The 16069-nt window shown below is 51.7% G+C and carries 17 protein-coding genes; 10 read left to right on the top strand and 7 right to left on the bottom strand.

Annotated features, from left to right (window positions below):
• Positions 1-16: 16 nt before the first annotated feature.
• On the bottom strand, positions 17-1138 hold the full coding sequence (locus F3J30_RS03660; RefSeq protein WP_014070741.1) for a branched-chain amino acid ABC transporter substrate-binding protein: 1122 nt from the start codon (positions 1136-1138) through the stop codon (positions 17-19).
• Between the two features lie 418 nt (positions 1139-1556).
• On the opposite strand from F3J30_RS03660, the gene F3J30_RS03655 reads away from it, so the two are divergent.
• The gene (locus tag F3J30_RS03655) at positions 1557-2225 is read left to right on the top strand and encodes a YecA family protein (protein WP_166715919.1); all 669 of its coding nucleotides are present in this window, start codon (positions 1557-1559) and stop codon (positions 2223-2225) included.
• Positions 2226-2620: 395 nt separating this feature from the next.
• On the opposite strand, the gene tyrP is transcribed toward F3J30_RS03655, so the two are convergent.
• A complete protein-coding gene (tyrP, locus tag F3J30_RS03650) occupies positions 2621-3832 on the bottom strand; it encodes a tyrosine transporter TyrP (protein WP_166715916.1) in 1212 nt (403 codons plus the stop codon).
• A gap of 248 nt (positions 3833-4080) precedes the next feature.
• On the opposite strand from tyrP, the gene F3J30_RS03645 reads away from it, so the two are divergent.
• Together F3J30_RS03645 and F3J30_RS03640 are read left to right on the top strand one after the other, a co-directional pair.
• Entirely contained in the window at positions 4081-4422 is a 342-nt protein-coding gene (locus tag F3J30_RS03645; protein WP_166715913.1) for a hypothetical protein, read from the top strand.
• A 71-nt stretch (positions 4423-4493) separates the two neighbouring features.
• A complete protein-coding gene (locus tag F3J30_RS03640; RefSeq protein WP_166715910.1) occupies positions 4494-4730 on the top strand; it encodes a YecH family metal-binding protein in 237 nt (78 codons plus the stop codon).
• 37 nt (positions 4731-4767) lie between these two features.
• Here F3J30_RS03640 and ftnA read toward each other — a convergent pair whose 3' ends face one another.
• Both ftnA and yecR read right to left on the bottom strand, forming a co-directional pair.
• Positions 4768-5265, bottom strand: coding sequence for a non-heme ferritin (gene ftnA, locus F3J30_RS03635; protein ID WP_014070736.1), 498 nt, complete (start codon positions 5263-5265; stop codon positions 4768-4770).
• Positions 5266-5468: 203 nt separating this feature from the next.
• Positions 5469-5807 carry a YecR family lipoprotein gene (gene yecR, locus F3J30_RS03630; RefSeq protein WP_166715907.1) on the bottom strand — a complete coding sequence of 113 codons (339 nt, stop codon included), beginning with the start codon at positions 5805-5807 and terminating at the stop codon, positions 5469-5471.
• A gap of 276 nt (positions 5808-6083) precedes the next feature.
• On the opposite strand from yecR, the gene F3J30_RS03625 reads away from it, so the two are divergent.
• A complete protein-coding gene (locus F3J30_RS03625; RefSeq protein ID WP_014070734.1) occupies positions 6084-6722 on the top strand; it encodes an RpiB/LacA/LacB family sugar-phosphate isomerase in 639 nt (212 codons plus the stop codon).
• Between the two features lie 72 nt (positions 6723-6794).
• On the opposite strand, the gene F3J30_RS03620 is transcribed toward F3J30_RS03625, so the two are convergent.
• Positions 6795-8213: an MFS transporter gene (locus tag F3J30_RS03620; protein ID WP_166715904.1), complete on the bottom strand. Its 1419-nt coding sequence runs from the start codon at positions 8211-8213 to the stop codon at positions 6795-6797.
• A gap of 214 nt (positions 8214-8427) precedes the next feature.
• Between F3J30_RS03620 and azuC the strand changes: the two genes are divergently transcribed.
• Entirely contained in the window at positions 8428-8511 is an 84-nt protein-coding gene (gene azuC, locus F3J30_RS03615) for a stress response protein AzuC (RefSeq protein WP_014832437.1), read from the top strand.
• Between the two features lie 106 nt (positions 8512-8617).
• Positions 8618-8869, top strand: coding sequence for a DUF2766 family protein (locus tag F3J30_RS03610; RefSeq protein WP_014070732.1), 252 nt, complete (start codon positions 8618-8620; stop codon positions 8867-8869).
• 79 nt (positions 8870-8948) lie between these two features.
• Here F3J30_RS03610 and F3J30_RS03605 read toward each other — a convergent pair whose 3' ends face one another.
• Together F3J30_RS03605 and F3J30_RS03600 are read right to left on the bottom strand one after the other, a co-directional pair.
• Positions 8949-10292, bottom strand: a complete 1344-nt coding sequence (locus tag F3J30_RS03605) for an anaerobic C4-dicarboxylate transporter (RefSeq protein ID WP_166715901.1) — start codon at positions 10290-10292, stop codon at positions 8949-8951.
• Between the two features lie 157 nt (positions 10293-10449).
• Positions 10450-10953: a non-heme ferritin-like protein gene (locus tag F3J30_RS03600; RefSeq protein WP_014070730.1), complete on the bottom strand. Its 504-nt coding sequence runs from the start codon at positions 10951-10953 to the stop codon at positions 10450-10452.
• A 550-nt stretch (positions 10954-11503) separates the two neighbouring features.
• Here F3J30_RS03600 and F3J30_RS03595 point away from each other — a divergent pair.
• The 4 genes from F3J30_RS03595 (at position 11504) to araH (ending at position 15956) form a co-directional block, all read left to right on the top strand.
• Complete coding sequence (locus tag F3J30_RS03595; protein ID WP_014070729.1) at positions 11504-12061, top strand: DJ-1 family glyoxalase III; 558 nt, start codon at positions 11504-11506, stop codon at positions 12059-12061.
• A 316-nt stretch (positions 12062-12377) separates the two neighbouring features.
• The gene (araF, locus tag F3J30_RS03590) at positions 12378-13370 is read left to right on the top strand and encodes an arabinose ABC transporter substrate-binding protein AraF (RefSeq protein ID WP_166715898.1); all 993 of its coding nucleotides are present in this window, start codon (positions 12378-12380) and stop codon (positions 13368-13370) included.
• A gap of 76 nt (positions 13371-13446) precedes the next feature.
• Entirely contained in the window at positions 13447-14961 is a 1515-nt protein-coding gene (gene araG, locus F3J30_RS03585) for an L-arabinose ABC transporter ATP-binding protein AraG (protein WP_014070727.1), read from the top strand.
• A gap of 14 nt (positions 14962-14975) precedes the next feature.
• Complete coding sequence (gene araH, locus F3J30_RS03580) at positions 14976-15956, top strand: arabinose ABC transporter permease AraH (protein ID WP_014070726.1); 981 nt, start codon at positions 14976-14978, stop codon at positions 15954-15956.
• Positions 15957-16069 lie beyond the last annotated feature (113 nt).

Here is a 16069-nt window from a genome sequence, read left to right as displayed (position 1 = left end):
GCGTGACTCCGTCCTGTTACTGCACTTCCTTATATTTCCCTTTGTCATCCCACTGATAGACGACGTAGTCAGACACTTTCAGGTCGCCTTTACTGTCCCAGGCTTTTTTGCCCATCACGGTTTCAACCGGATTGGCTTTCAGCCATTCGCTGGCTTTGGCTGAATCCGTACCCCCAGTCGCTTTGAATGCCGCAGCAATGGCCTGCACAGAGGCATACGAGTAAAGGGTGTAACCTTCCGGTTCAAACTTGCCAGCACGGAATTTCTCGATAACGGCTTTGCCATCCGGGATCAGGCGAGGATCTTTACCGAAGGTCATATAAATGCCGTTGGTGTATTGCGGCCCACCTGCGGCGGTCACCATCTCTTCATTGACGATACAGTCGCCAGAGAAGAACTTGGCTTGTACCCCTTGCTCACGCATCTGGCGCACCAGCGGGCCGGCTTCCGGGTGACAGCCGCCGAAGAACACCACATCTGGCTTCTGCGCGCCAATTTTGGTGACCAGGGCGTTAAAGTCTTTCTCACCACGCGATAAGCCTTCATACATCACGTCCTGGACGCCACGTTTCGCCAGCGCGGCTTTGGTGGCATCCGCCAGCCCCTGGCCGTAGGTATCTTTATCGTGAATGATGACGACCCGTTTGGCTTTCAGTTTGTCGATGATGAAATCGCTGGCAACCTGGCCCTGCTGATCATCGCGTCCGCACATGCGGAACATATCGCTCATGCCGCGTTCAGTGATCAGCGGGTTAGTCGAGCCCGGGGTGATGGCGATAATTCCCGCATCGCTATACACCTCTGAGGCGGGCATGGTCGAAGAAGAGCAGAAATGGCCAATAACGGCTTTGACTTTATCCTGATCGACTAAACGGTTAGCAACCGCAACGGCCTGTTTAGGCTCGCAGGCATCATCGCCCTGAACCAGTTTTATTTTCTCACCGTTGATCCCTCCTGCGGCGTTAATGTCTTCTGCTGCCTGTGTGGCACCATGCCAGTACTGATCGCCATACGTGGCATTAGGGCCTGTGAACGGCCCGGCGACACCAATAACAATATCCGCCTGGGCGGAGAATGCGGTCACCAGACAACCTGCCAGCACAAGAGAAAGAGGACTTCTGATAAATTTCAGCGACATTATTATGTTCCTTAGCGAAGAGGTTTTTGCACGAGGTTAAAGCCCGAACGCCCGACGGCGTTGCCAATCCAAAAACAAAAACGAGAACAAAATGCACTAAACCCGACAACATCCTGCTTATTACGGCGAGGGTTCCTTGCGCAAAATTCGCGCGCAAAACAATAAGCAAAATAGTTGCCAGAATTGTTAACCCATTGACCGGGTTGCGACATGTTTGAGTATAGAGTGCCGTTTTACGCCGCCTTGCGGGACGCAATGAAATTACAGCGGAGATCACATCTCGTTAACAAGAATGCCCATAAGTTGTGCAAGGGTCACGATTTGTACTTTTTTGCACCAATAAAGACCTAAACTTGAGATAGGCATGGCGTGCGATATGTGTCAGGATCTTTTCCTTTTTTTATCAGGAGTGTCAGCGATGACGGAAGGCCCATTAAATGAAGGCGAAATGGCGTGGCTGGAAGAGACATTAATCTCTTACGGGCATGAGGATGCGTCAGTTATCGACGTGTCTGAACTGGACGGTATGCTCACCGCAGTCCTTTCTGGCCCTGTTGTGGTTGAACCCGATGCATGGCTGGTGGCGGTCTGGGGTGGGGAAAAATATATTCCGCGCTGGAAAAACGATCGCGAAATGAATCGCTTTATCGACCTTTGCTTCAAGCATATGAACGATATTGCCGAGCGCCTGAGCGAATACCCGGATCAGTTTGAACCGATGTTTGGTTACAACGATGTGGATGGGCAGAGCTACACGGTGGTTGAAGAGTGGTGCTACGGCTATATGCGTGGTGTGGCGCTGACCGACTGGTCATCTTTGCCGGAAGAGCTGAAAGCGGATCTGGATGTGATTGCCCTGCACGGTACCGAAGAGAACAGCGATAAGCTGGATGAACTGACCGAAGAAGAATACACCGCCAGTATTGAAGGTATCCAGCCTGCGGCGCTGCGCCTGTACAACTACTGGGTCGAGAATCCGCAGCAGCCTGTCGCACAAAAACCGGTCGTAAATGGCGCGAAAGTTGGGCGCAACGATCCGTGTCCGTGCGGTAGCGGCAAGAAGTTTAAAAGCTGCTGTCTGCACTGATAAAATGGGGCTACGAGTAGCTAATCAACGTCCGTGCCATTTTCAGACCGCAGAGAAGGTTAAGGGAGCGTGAGTCCGGCTGAAAATCGCCGAAGCGTTTCCTGTAGGCCGGGGCGACGCGCAGGGATGCGCGGCGAGGGCGGATTTACAGGGACGTTGCCTCCGCCCGTCCCCGAAAAGCCGGAAGGAATAAGCTGAGGGCACCGCGAAGCGGCGATTTTCTTAGCCGGGAGACGGGATTGTTAAGGGGGCGCGATAGCCCCCTTAACACGTTCACCGCAGCGGATTATGCAGGTAGCAGGAAAGTCTGAGTGAACGGAACTATGGCACTAAAATAACAGAGTGGCTTAATACCGCTTAACTGACTGGCACTACTACCCGTAGCCCCTTGTTTATTAACCCACTTCCGGCAGCAATCCCGCTGCAATCAAAAACTGCACCAGAATAATCACCACGCCGCAGGCGAACACAATACACAGCAGCGGTTTACCGCCCGCAACCCGGTAGCCTTGTTCAGGATGCTGCTGACGGCTTTTCCATGCCAGCAGGGACGGCAGCAGCAGGGCAAGGACGGACAACGCCACGCCGGCATAACCCAGCGCCATCACAAAACCACGCGGATAAAACAGCGCAAACGCCAGTGGTGGCAGGAAGGTGATCGCCCCCGTCTGTAAACGCCCGGCAGCGGTGTTACGACGCTGAAACAGATCGGCCAGGTAGTCAAACAGGCCAAGCGCCACACCCAGGAACGATGTCGCCAGAGCCAGGTCAGCAAACAAATGCACCGCCAGCTCAACGTGTGAAGAGGTCACCACGTCGCGCAATGTTACCAGGAAACCATTCAGACCCGAATGTTCGGCCATCAGGCCCACAAAGGTTGAAGAATCAATACTGCCCAGCGTAACCAGCTGCCAGAAAATATAGGCAATCAGCGGAATGGCGCTGCCAATCATAAAGACGCGGCGCAGCTTGCGGATATCACCATTCATATAGCTGACGATACTTGGCACGCTACCGTGGAAGCCAAACGAGGTGAAAATCACCGGAATAGCGGAAAGCGCCAGCCCTTTTTCCAGCGGCAGCGTCAGCAGGTTGACCTTGTGAACATGCGGTGCCAGTAAAACCAGCATCACGATCAGAAACAGAATTTTGGCGCTGAACAGAAAACGGTTGAACAGATCGACCAGCGATGTACCCACACAAACAACGCCACCGCCGATAAGCGCAAAACTAATAGCCCCGGTGGCCGGTGTAATGCCGGTGCCGAACCAGTCGTTGACGCTGGAGGCGATAAGCTCTCCGGCACCGCTGATATAGGCCGCGGTCAGGGCATACATCAGGAACATCATGCTAAACCCGGTTATCCACTGGCCGTAGCGCCCCAGGTAGCGTGCCGCAAGTGACCCCAGGCCGGTATCAGCAGGAACGTGCTGGTAGACTTCAAGCAGTAATAACGCGGTGTAGCACATCAATGCCCACAGGCAGACCAGCAATGTCAGCGTAACGCTGAATCCGACACCTGCCGCCGCCAGCGGCATGGCCAGCATTCCTGCGCCAATTGTGGTGCCAGCGACGATAAAAATACTTCCCAGGGTTCTGTTTTTCACGCTTTCCTCTACAACGAACTTACATCGCGACAAAATCTGCGGCGCAGAGTAAGGGAAAAGCGCTATCTCGTCAAATCACCGTTACAAGCAGCGTAATGATTAGTTTACGCTTTGCCCGGTGGGTTTAATCCTGGGCAACTCACTGATCCTTTTTGGGGTTTTGCCTACTTCATAAGGGCAATGTTATCGCGCGAAAATCAGGCGTACCTTAAACAGTAAAGATAAATTATCAAAAAAAGTGAGGGGCAATGGCGGGGGAAAATCCATTCACGGCAGCCTGGAGCCGTGGAGGAAATCTACTGTGTCACGGACACTGGATCATCAGCTGGCAGGATAAAGCGCTGACGCTCCCGGAGTCCCGGCAGGACAAAGACATGGGCACCTGGGCAATCTATTCCATTATTGACCCGGAAGATGAAACCTTTGCTCAGGGACTGATGGAAGACGACTGGATCATCGAAAATGTCGAGTGGCTGACCGATCTCTTCTTCGATGCCGGTGTCCCGCTGGAAACGGCAAATTATCGTTACTTTTACCAGGCGGTTAATCCACATGACTGGCGGTGTACCAGCTGCGCGGGGTGCATGTAAACCTGCGCCAGCGCAAGGCGCATTTTCCCTGGAGCATATAGTCTGCTGACTTCTTTTCAGAGGAGGTGAGAATGTCGATTCACGGACATGAAGTGCTCAATATGATGATTGAGTCTGGCGAACAATACACAGAGCAAAGCCTGGTTGCGGCTATTCAGGCGCGTTTTGGCGCAGAAGAACGTTTTCATACTTGTTCAGCAGAAGAGATGACGGCGGGTGAGCTGGTGGCATTTCTGGCGGCGCGCGGCAAGTTTATTCCGGCTGCGGAAGGGTTTTCAACGCACGAAAGTAAAATTTGCCGCCATTAAAACAGTGCGGAGCTGAATATTCAGCTCCGCATGTTCATTAATTCTGAGTATCGAGAGTGGAAAGCTCTTTATCAATAAAGTAAAGACCTTCACCGGATTTGCCCGCCAGAGATAATTTATCCAGCACGGATTTAAACAGCTTCTCTTCTTCGTGTTGCTCGGCAACATACCATTGCAGGAAATTAAAGGTTGGATAATCCTGGTTGGTCATTGCTGAGTGCGCCAGTTCGTTAATTTTCTGGGTGATCAGCTGCTCGTGTTCGTAGGTAGCGCGGAACAGTTCATCCAGAGAAGCGTACTCAGCGAATGGTGACTCTACGGTGGCAATGCGCGGCAGGCTGCCCGTATCTGTCAGATAATCAAACAGACGCTGCATGTGCGTCATCTCTTCCTGAGCATGACGGCGCAGAAACGCAGCCGCACCTTCAAAGCTGTGATAGCTGCACCAGGCGCTCATCTGTTGATAGAGCAGGGATGAGTACAGTTCAAGGTTCATTTGAGCATTGAGCTTGTCGATCATTTCAGTTTTTAGCATGGTGCAGCTCCGGTTTATTATTTCTGGTTCACGATGAGCGACACTATAATTTGTTATTTAATTATTTGCAAAAAGTAAAATAAATAACTTTTTATTAAAAATACGAATGGGAATAAAACGCATTGACGCTAATTTATATATATTAATGAGAATTATTTTTGTTCTTAATTGAATATACTGCCAGTCAGCGCTGGCAGTAAGGGTTAATACCAGGGATTCGCGCTATTTGGATTAACGGCATAACCCATGCACTTGTACTGGATGGTGACGGTTTCGTTCAGGCACAGTGAACCACTGATCAGGGTACAGGTTTTAATCGGCTGGCCGTAGGCCGAGGCAGTTGCATAACCCATGCTTTGACAGGCTTTTGCCGCGGTGCCGTTGGTGACGTAGTCATCATAATGGGCGTTCTGGAGCATTGCCTGGCCGTAGTCGAGACGGACTATCCCGTTTGGTGCATCCAGGTTACTCACTTCTGCCTTGCGGGTGACGGAACAACCCGCAAGTAACAGGAGCGTAGCGGCAACGAATACTCTTTTCATATATCGCTCTGAATAGATGGAGATACGTTATCCTAACCGCAGATGCCTGGCGCAATGCCAGGAATAGCCAGACAAACTGCCCTTTCTCTTTGCAACGGCGTGCCATAGACCTGCCACAGGCGCGTGTTTCGCGCTGAATCATCACAAATTTGTGAGCGTGCTTCTGTTTTTTAAAACAAGTTTTCACTTAATTTGAAAGCGCGTTTATTTGGTAGTAAGGTGATGTTTTCAGGTATCCACGGCGGGCTACCCCGCAACGCATTCAGGAGAGTAAAGATGAAAATTGCACTGATGATGGAAAACAGCCAGGCAGGTAAAAATGCCATCATCCTTAACGAGTTGAACGCTGTTGCCGATGAGAAAGGCTTCCCGGTGTATAACGTCGGGATGAGTGATGAAAACGATCATCATCTGACCTACATCCACCTGGGGATTATGGCGAGCATTCTGCTGAATTCCAAAGCCGTGGATTTCGTTGTGACCGGCTGCGGCACAGGGCAGGGCGCGTTGATGTCCCTGAACATTCACCCGGGCGTTATCTGCGGGTATTGCATTGACCCGGCTGACGCATTCCTGTTTTCACAGATCAACAACGGTAACGCGCTGTCACTGCCATTTGCCAAAGGTTTTGGCTGGGGTGCCGAACTGAATGTGCGCTTCATCTTCGAAAAAGCCTTTACTGGCCGTAAAGGAGAAGGTTATCCGCCAGAGCGTAAAGAGCCACAGGTGCGTAACGCCGGGATCCTGAACCAGGTGAAAGCGGCGGTGGTGAAAGAAAATTATCTGGATACCCTGCGTGCTATCGATCCTGAGCTGGTGAAAACCGCCGTAACCGGCCAGCGTTTCCAGCAGTGCTTCTTCGAAAACTGCCAGGACAAAGAGATTGAAGCCTTTGTTCGTGGGATTGTTGGCTAATCCCGTGTCGGCCGGATGACCTGGCCGACAAACAGTGTGCATCACAGGCCCGATAAGCAATATCGGGCTTTTTTATTTCTTCACCGACACTGCACTGCCTGCATCTTTGGTCAGGCGTAAAGTATCAAACATTCCCACCAGGCAAATAAGCGCGATAACCACAAACGCCAGCCGGAAGCTGATGCCGGGGATCGCCGCCATCCCGATAGCATCACTGACCTTTTCGCCAATACGGATACCAATTGCGCCAAGCGTAATGCCCAGCCCAACGGCAAGCTGCGTGGCGGTGGAAAACAGCGTGTTGGCATAGCTCATCTGGGCTGACGGAACATCGGCAAAAGCCAGCGTGCTTACGGCGGTAAACTGAATCGAGCGGAACACCCCACCCAGATAGAGGATCAGCATAATCAGCCAGACGGGTGTGTGCGGGGTCAGAAACGCACAGGCCAGAAGCGCCAGTACGTTTAATGCGCCATTGATCAGTAGCAGGTGCTTAAACCCTAAACGGCGGATAAGCGGCGTTGTTGCCGGTTTAATCGTCAGGTTCCCCACAAATACGGCCAGCACCAGCAGGCCGGAATGAAACGCATCCATGCCAAACCCGACCTGGAACATCAGCGGCAACAGGAAAGGGACGGCACTTATTGATGCGCGAAACAGCGAACCCCCGTACATCGTGACCCGAAAGGTCGGCACCTGCATCGCATCGAGGCGGATCATCGGCCACTGCACGCGCTGGAAATGGCGCAGGGCGAAGATCAGAGCGGCGGAGCCGATGGCTAACAGCAGCAGCGTCAGCCCCTCCTGCATATGTTGCCCACCCATGGACTCCATCGCATACACCAGGCTCACCATGGCCACCGTTGTGGCGACAAAACCCGGTAAATCAAAGGGCCGACGGGCATCTTCATGAAGGTCGGGAATGATCTTCAGCGCCAGAATAATGGCCGCGATGCCCAGCGGGACATTAATGAAAAAGATCCAGCGCCAGTCGGCATAGCTGGTGATAAAACCGCCGAGCGGCGGGCCGATAATTGGGGCGACCAGTGCGGGCCAGGTCAGCGTGGCTATAGCGGTAATAAGCTGGTGTTTTGGTGTGGTACGTAATACAGCCAGGCGGCCGACAGGTACCATTAGTGCGCCGCCCATCCCCTGAAGCACACGCATGGCAACGAACTGATCAACAGTCGTCGACAGGCCACAAAATACTGATGCCAGGGTGAAGATGGCCAGTGCAAGGGCGAACACCTTGCGTGCGCCGAAGCGGTCGGCAATCCAGCCGCTGGCGGGGATCAGCACGGCGAGCGTAATCAGATACGCACTGATGCCAATGTTAAGGTCAACCGCCTGCACGCCAAAACTTTTGGCCATGTCCGGCAACGCTGTGGCGATAACCGTACCATCAAGAAACTCCATAAAGAAAGCACCGGCAACCAACAGCGCCGCAGGCGACAAGCCTCGGCTCTCTTTGCCGGTTATGTTTTCACTCATTTTCTTCCTGCCGTATCAAAAAAAATTATAAAAATTTACTGGAATTTATAGGTGCGTAACTTACGGATTTACCGCGATTTTTCTTAACAAACTGGTAGCACTGGTGGATTTATAATCGTGATGAAGGTCACAAAAATATTGATTTTTGTGACGGTGGTCATATTATAAGCGCATTGACAATAACACCTGCATAACAAATTACCGGAGCATCACAATGAAACTGCGCAAAATCCTGAAAAGCATGTGGGCTAACTACTGCAACACATTTAAAGACGTACCACCGGGTGCTATGTTCTGATGGAAAAACCTGCTTCGGCAGGTTTTTTTATGCCTGTAAACGACGAGAGGGAGATGAAAGGGCCCGTGTTTGCTACTATGGCTGCCTTTAAATAAGGAGAAAGCCTATGTCTCAAAACCTGAGCGCCGATCAGGAACTGGTGTCTGACGTCGTTGCATGTCAGTTGGTTATCAAACAAATCCTTGATGTGCTGGACGTGATTGCGCCGGTTGAAGTGCGCGAAAAAATGTCCAGCCAACTGAAAACCATCGATTTCACCAGCCATCCTGCTGCGGCAGACCCGGTTACGCTCCGTGCTATCCAGAAAGCCATTGCGCTAATCGAGTTACGATTCACACCGCAGGGTGAGTCTCACTAAAATAAACCGATGTTTTGAAATTAGAAACACTTTTCTGAAAAACGTCGAAGGGCGACAGAACTGTCGCCCGGAGAGGCTTTTAAAAGAACGTCTGCACCAGCAAATAACTCGCCGCACAGGCACAACTCACACCAATCAGCCCCGGCAGTATGAAGCTGTGGTTAAGGATAAACCGGCCAATACGCGTGGTTCCTGAACGGTCAAATCCGATACAGGCCAGATCGCTTGGATAGGTGGGCAGAACAAAGTATCCGTAAGAGGCCGGGAAGAAAGCGATCAACATTTTAGGATCGATACCCAGCATTAACCCCATCGGTGCCACGGCCGTAAGCGCGGCAGCCTGGCTGTTGACCAGTTTAGAAACCAGAAACAGCACGATGGCATACGTCCAGGGGTGACTTTTCACTACGCCTTCAAGCGCCATTTTTAGCTCATCCAGGTGCGCCTGGAAGAAGGTATCGCTCATCCATGCCACGCCAAATACTGAGAAAATCGCGACCATTCCGGCTTTGAATACGGCACCGTTTGAGATGGTTGCCGCATTGACCTTACAGGCGACCAGCATCACGGCCCCGGCAATCAGCATCATCATCTGGATGACCAGGTTCATGGAAAGGGCGGTCATTTTCCCTTTCACATCGAAGGCTGGCCGCAACTCTGGTAACGCCCCCAGCAGCACGACTACGGCAATCCCGGCAAAGAAGATCCACGTGGACCAGTACGCCTGTTTCGGAAAGCGCTGGTTCATCAGCGTTTCCGTGCCGCCATAAATAAACTCGCGCTGTTTAGGATCGTTGATCCTCTCCTGAAACTCCGCGTCATCGGCCAGGTCTTTGCCGCGCCGCAGGCTCCACAGCGCCGCGATAGCTACGCCAAAGAGAGAGGCGGGAACTGATACTGCCAGGATTTCGAGGATCCCCCAGGCGTGCCCAATTCCATGCTGCGCACCAAGAATAGACACCAGAGAAACCACCGCCACGGACACCGGGGACGCGGTGATTGCCATTTGTGAGGCCACCGAGGCCACCGCCATAGGGCGTTCAGGACGAATGCCTTTTTTCAGCGCGATATCGGCAATGATGGGAAACATGGTGTAAACCACATGCCCGGTCCCGCATAAAAACGTCAGCATCCAGGTGGTAAAAGGAGCCAGGAGCGTGATGTGCTGCGGGTGCTTACGTAAAAGCCGCTCGGCGAATTGCATCATCACATTCAGGCCGCCTGCCGTCTGCAATGTGGCTGCACAGCCAATCACGGCCAGGATCGTCAGCATCACGTCAACCGGGGGTTTACCCGGTTGCAGGCCAAAGACAAAACACAAAATGAACAGGCCGATGCCGCTTATCAGGCCAAGACCCATGCCGCCGAACCGCGTTCCCGCCAGCAGGCAGAGGATAATGACAATAAACTCGATGGTAATCATGAAGCTCCCTCGTCAATGATAATGAAATTACACAAATCATTACATGATGTAGGGATATTCATTGGGAGCGAGATCTGATTTGTTAAATGTCAGAAAAAGCAGGGAGTTGATAAGAAAGAAGGGCGCCTGCACCGGGAAGAAGATGCAGGCTGCCGGATCAGTGGTGCTGATAATTCACAATATCGAGTAAATGGCGGTCAGTCTGTTCCGGGCATAATCCGGCACGTTTCGCATTATGGATCTCAGCCGCGAGGGTTTTCAGCAACACACCATCTTGCTGCTGCTCTTTGCCCATATCCTGCAAGAAATGCAGCGTAGTGCTGTCTTTCTGTGCTTTGGCTTCATCTGCCAGGCGGTTTAGCGTGGTGCAACGCTGTTCATACTCTTCCAGCGTTTTCTGGAAAAGCTCTTCCAGGCAGGAGTAATCGTCTTCCATCATGTCAATGGCTTTAACGATAGGGTTAGCCCCAACATGTTTCATAAAATCAAAGACACGCATCATATGGGTGACATTACTTTGCGCCTGCGAGCGAAAGAAGGTGGCGGTACCGTTGAGACTGTTCTCAGAGCACCAGTCGCTCAAATACAAATGCAGATTAGAGGCGTAAAACTCAAGATTCATCTGGGCATTAAGTTTCTGAATCATCGCTTGGGTAGCCATACTAATATCCTTATTTACTGTGGACACGAATGCCCGCTGCTTAACCTGGCTCGGCAGGTTGTAGATGCTTACCGCACAACGTAATCAGCGCACGATAACGGAGAGCAGAATAGAGATATTCTGCATTTACTGAATGTTCTCGAATATTCACATCCTGTGTTCGATACAAATAAGCATACCCTTGTCAGGTGATTAAGAAAACTCTTAAGACCGTTTGTTTTACGTTACATTACAAATTTTAATATAGTTTAAATACCTAAACAGGAGTACACATTCATTTGTTTATTAACTTATTGAAATTAAACGTTTTAACTATTTATTATATAGGTTGTCACAATGAGAAAATAACAGGCTGATGGATGTGATGTGCAACGCGATAATCAATGGAGAAACAATATATCTTTCCGGAAATATATGATGTTATCGAAAAATTGCGCCAGATCATTTTTCTTCCTTGTGCCCGTTTCTGTGATCTGAACGGAAGTTTGCTCTCGCGCATTATGAAAAAATGAAACATCGTTTTATGTTTTTATTTAATGGCGAGGTGAAAATGGTTAAGGTTGCGGTGCTGCTGGCACCAGGGTTTGAAGAAGCGGAAGCAATTATTACGATTGATATTCTGCGTCGTATGAATATTGAAGTGGAAACGCTTGCCTGTGCGGAGTCTCGTGCTGTGGTGAGCTACCACAATATCCCCATGGTGGCAGACAGCACGTTGCTGGAACGCATTGATACGCTGTATGACGCCATCGTGTTGCCTGGCGGGCCGCAGGGGAGTGTAAATCTGGCGGCCAACCGGGATGTCCTGCGCTTTGTCGCGGCGCATGATGAAAGCGGCAAATTTATCTGCCCGATCTGCTCTGCCGCCGCCCGGGTGCTCGGCGCGAATGGCCTGCTGAAGGGACGTCGTTACGTTTGCTCTGGTGATTTATGGCAGCAGGTCAGTGACGGCGTCTATGTCGATGCACCAGTGGTGGAGGACCAAAATCTTATCAGTGGTAAAGGGCTTGGACACGCCTTTGATTTTGCGCTGACCCTTTCTGCGCGTCTGCTGGGTGATGAAATTCCGGTGCGCGATCACGCCGATCACATCTATTACGCCTGGTAATTTTCTGGCCGGGCGTTATGGCGTCCGGCTTACAGGGATTTCTTAGCTGACCTTATGGATAATTCTGCTTAGCTGCCTTTCATTTGTCCGACAATATCTGCCGTTTTTATGTCATTTTCCGCTGAATTTATGTACGCAATTACTGTAATTCTGCGGTGTGATGGCGCTCTCTTATGGATGATTAATTTCCCGCTAAAACTATCACCAGCACTAACGCTTATGACGAGGTAAGCGCTAATGCCTTGTTTTAAGTCCGATTAAATAAGAAGCACGCAAATATTCCCTACAGAAAAGAATGCTAAAGCTGGAGTTTACCATGCACAAATTTACTAAAGCTCTGGCGGCCGTTGGACTGGCTGCTGTTATGTCACAATCCGCTATCGCAGAAAATTTAAAACTCGGTTTTTTGGTAAAACAACCTGAAGAGCCCTGGTTCCAGACAGAATGGAAATTCGCTGATAAAGCCGGGAAAGATTTAGGTTTTGACGTCATTAAAATTGCGGTGCCGGACGGTGAAAAGACCCTGAATGCCATTGATAGCCTGGCAGCCAGCGGCGCGAAAGGATTCGTCATCTGTACGCCTGATCCAAAACTCGGTTCCGCGATTGCCGCAAAAGCGCGTGGCTATGACATGAAAGTCATCGCCGTTGATGACCAGTTCGTCAATGCCAAAGGCAAACCAATGGACTCCGTGCCGCTGGTAATGATGGCAGCCACCAAAATCGGTGAACGTCAGGGGCAGGAACTCTATAAAGAGATGCAAAAACGCGGCTGGGACGTGAAAGAAACAGGCGTGATGGCCATTACCGCGGATGAGCTGGACACTGCCCGTCGCCGTACTACCGGTTCAATGGACGCCCTGAAAGCGGCCGGTTTCCCTGAAAAACAAATCTACAAAGTGCCGACCAAATCCAACGACATCCCGGGTGCGTTTGATGCGGCTAACTCCATGCTGGTACAGCATCCTGAAGTGAAACACTGGCTGGTGGTCGGTATGAACGACAACACCGTGCTCGGTGGTGTGCGTGCAACAGAAGGCCAGGGCTTCAAAGCACCAGATGTTATCGGTATTGGTATCAACGGCGTTGACGCCGTGAGCGAACTCTCTAAAGCACAGGCGACCGGCTTCTACGGCTCTCTGCTGCCAAGCCCGGACGTACACGGCTATAAATCTAGCGAGATGCTCTACAACTGGGTGACCAAAGGGGCGGAACCGCCGAAATTCACCGAAGTGACCGACGTGGTGCTGATCACCCGCGATAACTTCAAAGAGGAGCTGGCGAAAAAAGGACTGGGCGGTAAGTCATAAGTTATTCGCTGTGATTGAGCCCCTCATGTCGTCGTGAGGGGCCAGACGTACACACTACAGGAATCACGGAGTCGTTATGCAACAGTCCTTACCGTATCTCTCTTTTCGCGGCATAGGTAAAACATTCCCCGGTGTAAACGCGCTGACCGATATCAGCTTCGATTGCTATGCCGGCCAGGTTCACGCCCTGATGGGGGAAAACGGCGCGGGAAAATCCACGCTGTTGAAAATCCTCAGCGGCAACTACACCCCAACCACCGGTACGCTTGCCATTCGCGGCGAAGAGGTGGCATTTGCCGACACCACAGCCGCACTGAATGCGGGTGTGGCCATCATTTATCAGGAGCTGCATCTGATCCCTGAAATGACGGTGGCTGAAAACATCTATTTAGGCCAGCTCCCGCACAAAAGCGGCGTGGTAAATCGTTCGCTACTCAATTATGAAGCGGGGCTGCAATTAAAACACCTTGGGCTGGATGTCGATCCACAAACGCCCCTGAAGTATCTCTCTATTGGCCAGTGGCAGATGGTGGAAATAGCGAAGGCGCTGGCGCGTAATGCCAAGATTATTGCCTTTGATGAACCCACCAGTTCGCTCTCTGCGCGCGAAATTGAAAACTTGTTCCGCGTGATACGCGAGCTGCGTAAAGAAGGCCGCATTATTTTGTACGTTTCGCACCGCATGGAAGAAATTTTCGCCCTTAGCGATGCCATTACTGTGTTCAAAGACGGGCGTTATGTCCGCACCTTTAGCGACATGCAGCAGGTCAATCACGATCAGCTGGTGCAGGCGATGGTCGGGCGCGAGCTGGGGGACATTTATCACTGGAAATCCAGAGAGTATGGCCCTGAACGCCTGCGTCTGGATAACGTCAAAGCACCTGGCGTGCGTACGCCGATTTCATTATCGGTACGCAGCGGTGAAATCGTTGGGCTGTTTGGCCTTGTCGGGGCGGGGCGCAGCGAGTTAATGAAAGGGCTGTTTGGCGGGACGCGTATCACCGAAGGGCAGGTCACTATCGACGGCGAGCAGGTTGATATCCGCAAACCCGCTCACGCCATCAGGGCAGGGATGATGCTTTGTCCGGAAGACCGCAAAGCAGAAGGGATCATTCCTGTGCACTCGGTGCGCGACAACATCAACATTTCAGCAAGACGTAAGTTTATCCGCGCTGGCTGTCTGATTAACGATGGCTGGGAGTCGAGCAACGCCGATCATCACATCCGGTCGTTAAATATCAAAACGCCGGGGGCGGAGCAGTTAATCATGAACCTCTCCGGCGGTAACCAGCAAAAGGCGATCTTAGGCCGCTGGCTGTCGGAAGATATGAAGGTCATTTTGCTGGATGAACCCACCCGCGGGATCGACGTGGGGGCAAAACACGAAATCTATAACGTGATTTATGAACTGGCAAAACGCGGTGTGGCAGTGCTGTTCGCCTCAAGCGATCTGCCTGAGGTGCTGGGGGTTGCCGACCGCATTGTGGTGATGCGTGAAGGTGAAATTGCCGGTGAATTGCTTCATGAACAGGCGAATGAACAACAGGCGTTGAGTCTCGCCATGCCTAAAGTTAGCCAGGCTGTCGCCTGAGTAAGGAGTTAATGATGTCCTCTGTTACTACATCTGGATCACCGAAGTCGGCATTCAGTTTTGGCCGCATCTGGGATCAGTACGGGATGCTGGTGGTTTTTGCTGCCCTGTTCATCGCCTGTTCCCTGTTTGTTCCGAACTTTGCCACCTTCATTAATATGAAGGGGCTGGGGCTGGCGATTTCCATGTCTGGCATGGTGGCCTGTGGGATGCTGTTCTGCCTGGCGTCCGGCGATTTTGATTTGTCTGTTGCCTCTGTGATTGCCTGTGCTGGCGTCACAACGGCGGTGGTCATCAATATGACCGAAAGCCTGTGGATTGGCGTGTTTGCCGGTCTGCTGCTTGGGGTGTTAAGCGGTCTGGTGAACGGTTTCGTGATTGCACGCCTTAAGATTAACGCGCTGATCACCACCCTTGCGACGATGCAAATTGTGCGTGGTCTGGCCTATATCATCTCTGACGGTAAAGCGGTCGGGATTGAAGACGAGCGCTTCTTTACCCTGGGTTATGCCAACTGGTTAGGTCTGCCTGCGCCAATCTGGCTGACGGTGGCCTGTCTTATCCTGTTCGGCTTCCTGCTTAACCGCACCACCTTTGGCCGCAATACGCTGGCTATTGGCGGTAACGAAGAAGCCGCGCGTCTGGCGGGTGTACCGGTGGTGCGCACCAAGATCATCATCTTTGTATTGTCAGGACTGGTGTCGGCAGCGGCGGGGATTATCCTGGCATCGCGTATGACCAGCGGCCAGCCAATGACCTCTATCGGTTATGAGCTGATTGTGATTTCAGCCTGTGTTCTGGGCGGAGTATCCCTGAAAGGCGGCATCGGAAAAATCTCATATGTGGTGGCCGGTATTCTGATTCTGGGGACGGTAGAAAACGCCATGAACCTGCTGAACATCTCTCCGTTCTCGCAGTATGTGGTACGCGGCCTGATCCTGCTGGCAGCGGTAATCTTCGACCGTTACAAGCAAAAAGCGAAGCGTACCGTTTAAGCCATTTCCCACCTTTTTACGACCCAACTTATAACTGTAGTTGACCCTCTAACCCACCGGCCAGTTTCCCTGGCCGGTGGGTTCCTGAATGGCGAGCAACGTCACACTGTCTA

The organism is Enterobacter sp. Tr-810 (genome assembly GCF_011752765.1).
GTDB lineage: Bacteria > Pseudomonadota > Gammaproteobacteria > Enterobacterales > Enterobacteriaceae > Enterobacter > Enterobacter soli.
Note: the sequence above shows the minus strand (reverse complement) of the source record. Positions and strands in the feature narration are given on the sequence as shown.

Bases quoted from the DNA above. Each gene is read 5' to 3' on its own strand.
- F3J30_RS03600 (WP_014070730.1), bottom strand. From the start codon at position 10,953: ATGGCTACCCAAGCGATGATTCAGAAACTTAATGCCCAGATGAATCTT.
- araH (WP_014070726.1), top strand. From the start codon at position 14,976: ATGTCCTCTGTTACTACATCTGGATCACCGAAGTCGGCATTCAGTTTT.
- F3J30_RS03605 (WP_166715901.1), bottom strand. From the start codon at position 10,292: ATGATTACCATCGAGTTTATTGTCATTATCCTCTGCCTGCTGGCGGGA.
- ftnA (WP_014070736.1), bottom strand. From the start codon at position 5,265: ATGCTAAAAACTGAAATGATCGACAAGCTCAATGCTCAAATGAACCTT.
- F3J30_RS03610 (WP_014070732.1), top strand. From the start codon at position 8,618: ATGTCTCAAAACCTGAGCGCCGATCAGGAACTGGTGTCTGACGTCGTT.
- F3J30_RS03660 (WP_014070741.1), bottom strand. From the start codon at position 1,138: ATGTCGCTGAAATTTATCAGAAGTCCTCTTTCTCTTGTGCTGGCAGGT.
- F3J30_RS03620 (WP_166715904.1), bottom strand. From the start codon at position 8,213: ATGAGTGAAAACATAACCGGCAAAGAGAGCCGAGGCTTGTCGCCTGCG.
- F3J30_RS03655 (WP_166715919.1), top strand. From the start codon at position 1,557: ATGACGGAAGGCCCATTAAATGAAGGCGAAATGGCGTGGCTGGAAGAG.
- F3J30_RS03645 (WP_166715913.1), top strand. From the start codon at position 4,081: ATGGCGGGGGAAAATCCATTCACGGCAGCCTGGAGCCGTGGAGGAAAT.
- araF (WP_166715898.1), top strand. From the start codon at position 12,378: ATGCACAAATTTACTAAAGCTCTGGCGGCCGTTGGACTGGCTGCTGTT.
- araG (WP_014070727.1), top strand. From the start codon at position 13,447: ATGCAACAGTCCTTACCGTATCTCTCTTTTCGCGGCATAGGTAAAACA.
- F3J30_RS03595 (WP_014070729.1), top strand. From the start codon at position 11,504: ATGGTTAAGGTTGCGGTGCTGCTGGCACCAGGGTTTGAAGAAGCGGAA.
- azuC (WP_014832437.1), top strand. From the start codon at position 8,428: ATGAAACTGCGCAAAATCCTGAAAAGCATGTGGGCTAACTACTGCAAC.
- F3J30_RS03625 (WP_014070734.1), top strand. From the start codon at position 6,084: ATGAAAATTGCACTGATGATGGAAAACAGCCAGGCAGGTAAAAATGCC.
- F3J30_RS03640 (WP_166715910.1), top strand. From the start codon at position 4,494: ATGTCGATTCACGGACATGAAGTGCTCAATATGATGATTGAGTCTGGC.
- yecR (WP_166715907.1), bottom strand. From the start codon at position 5,807: ATGAAAAGAGTATTCGTTGCCGCTACGCTCCTGTTACTTGCGGGTTGT.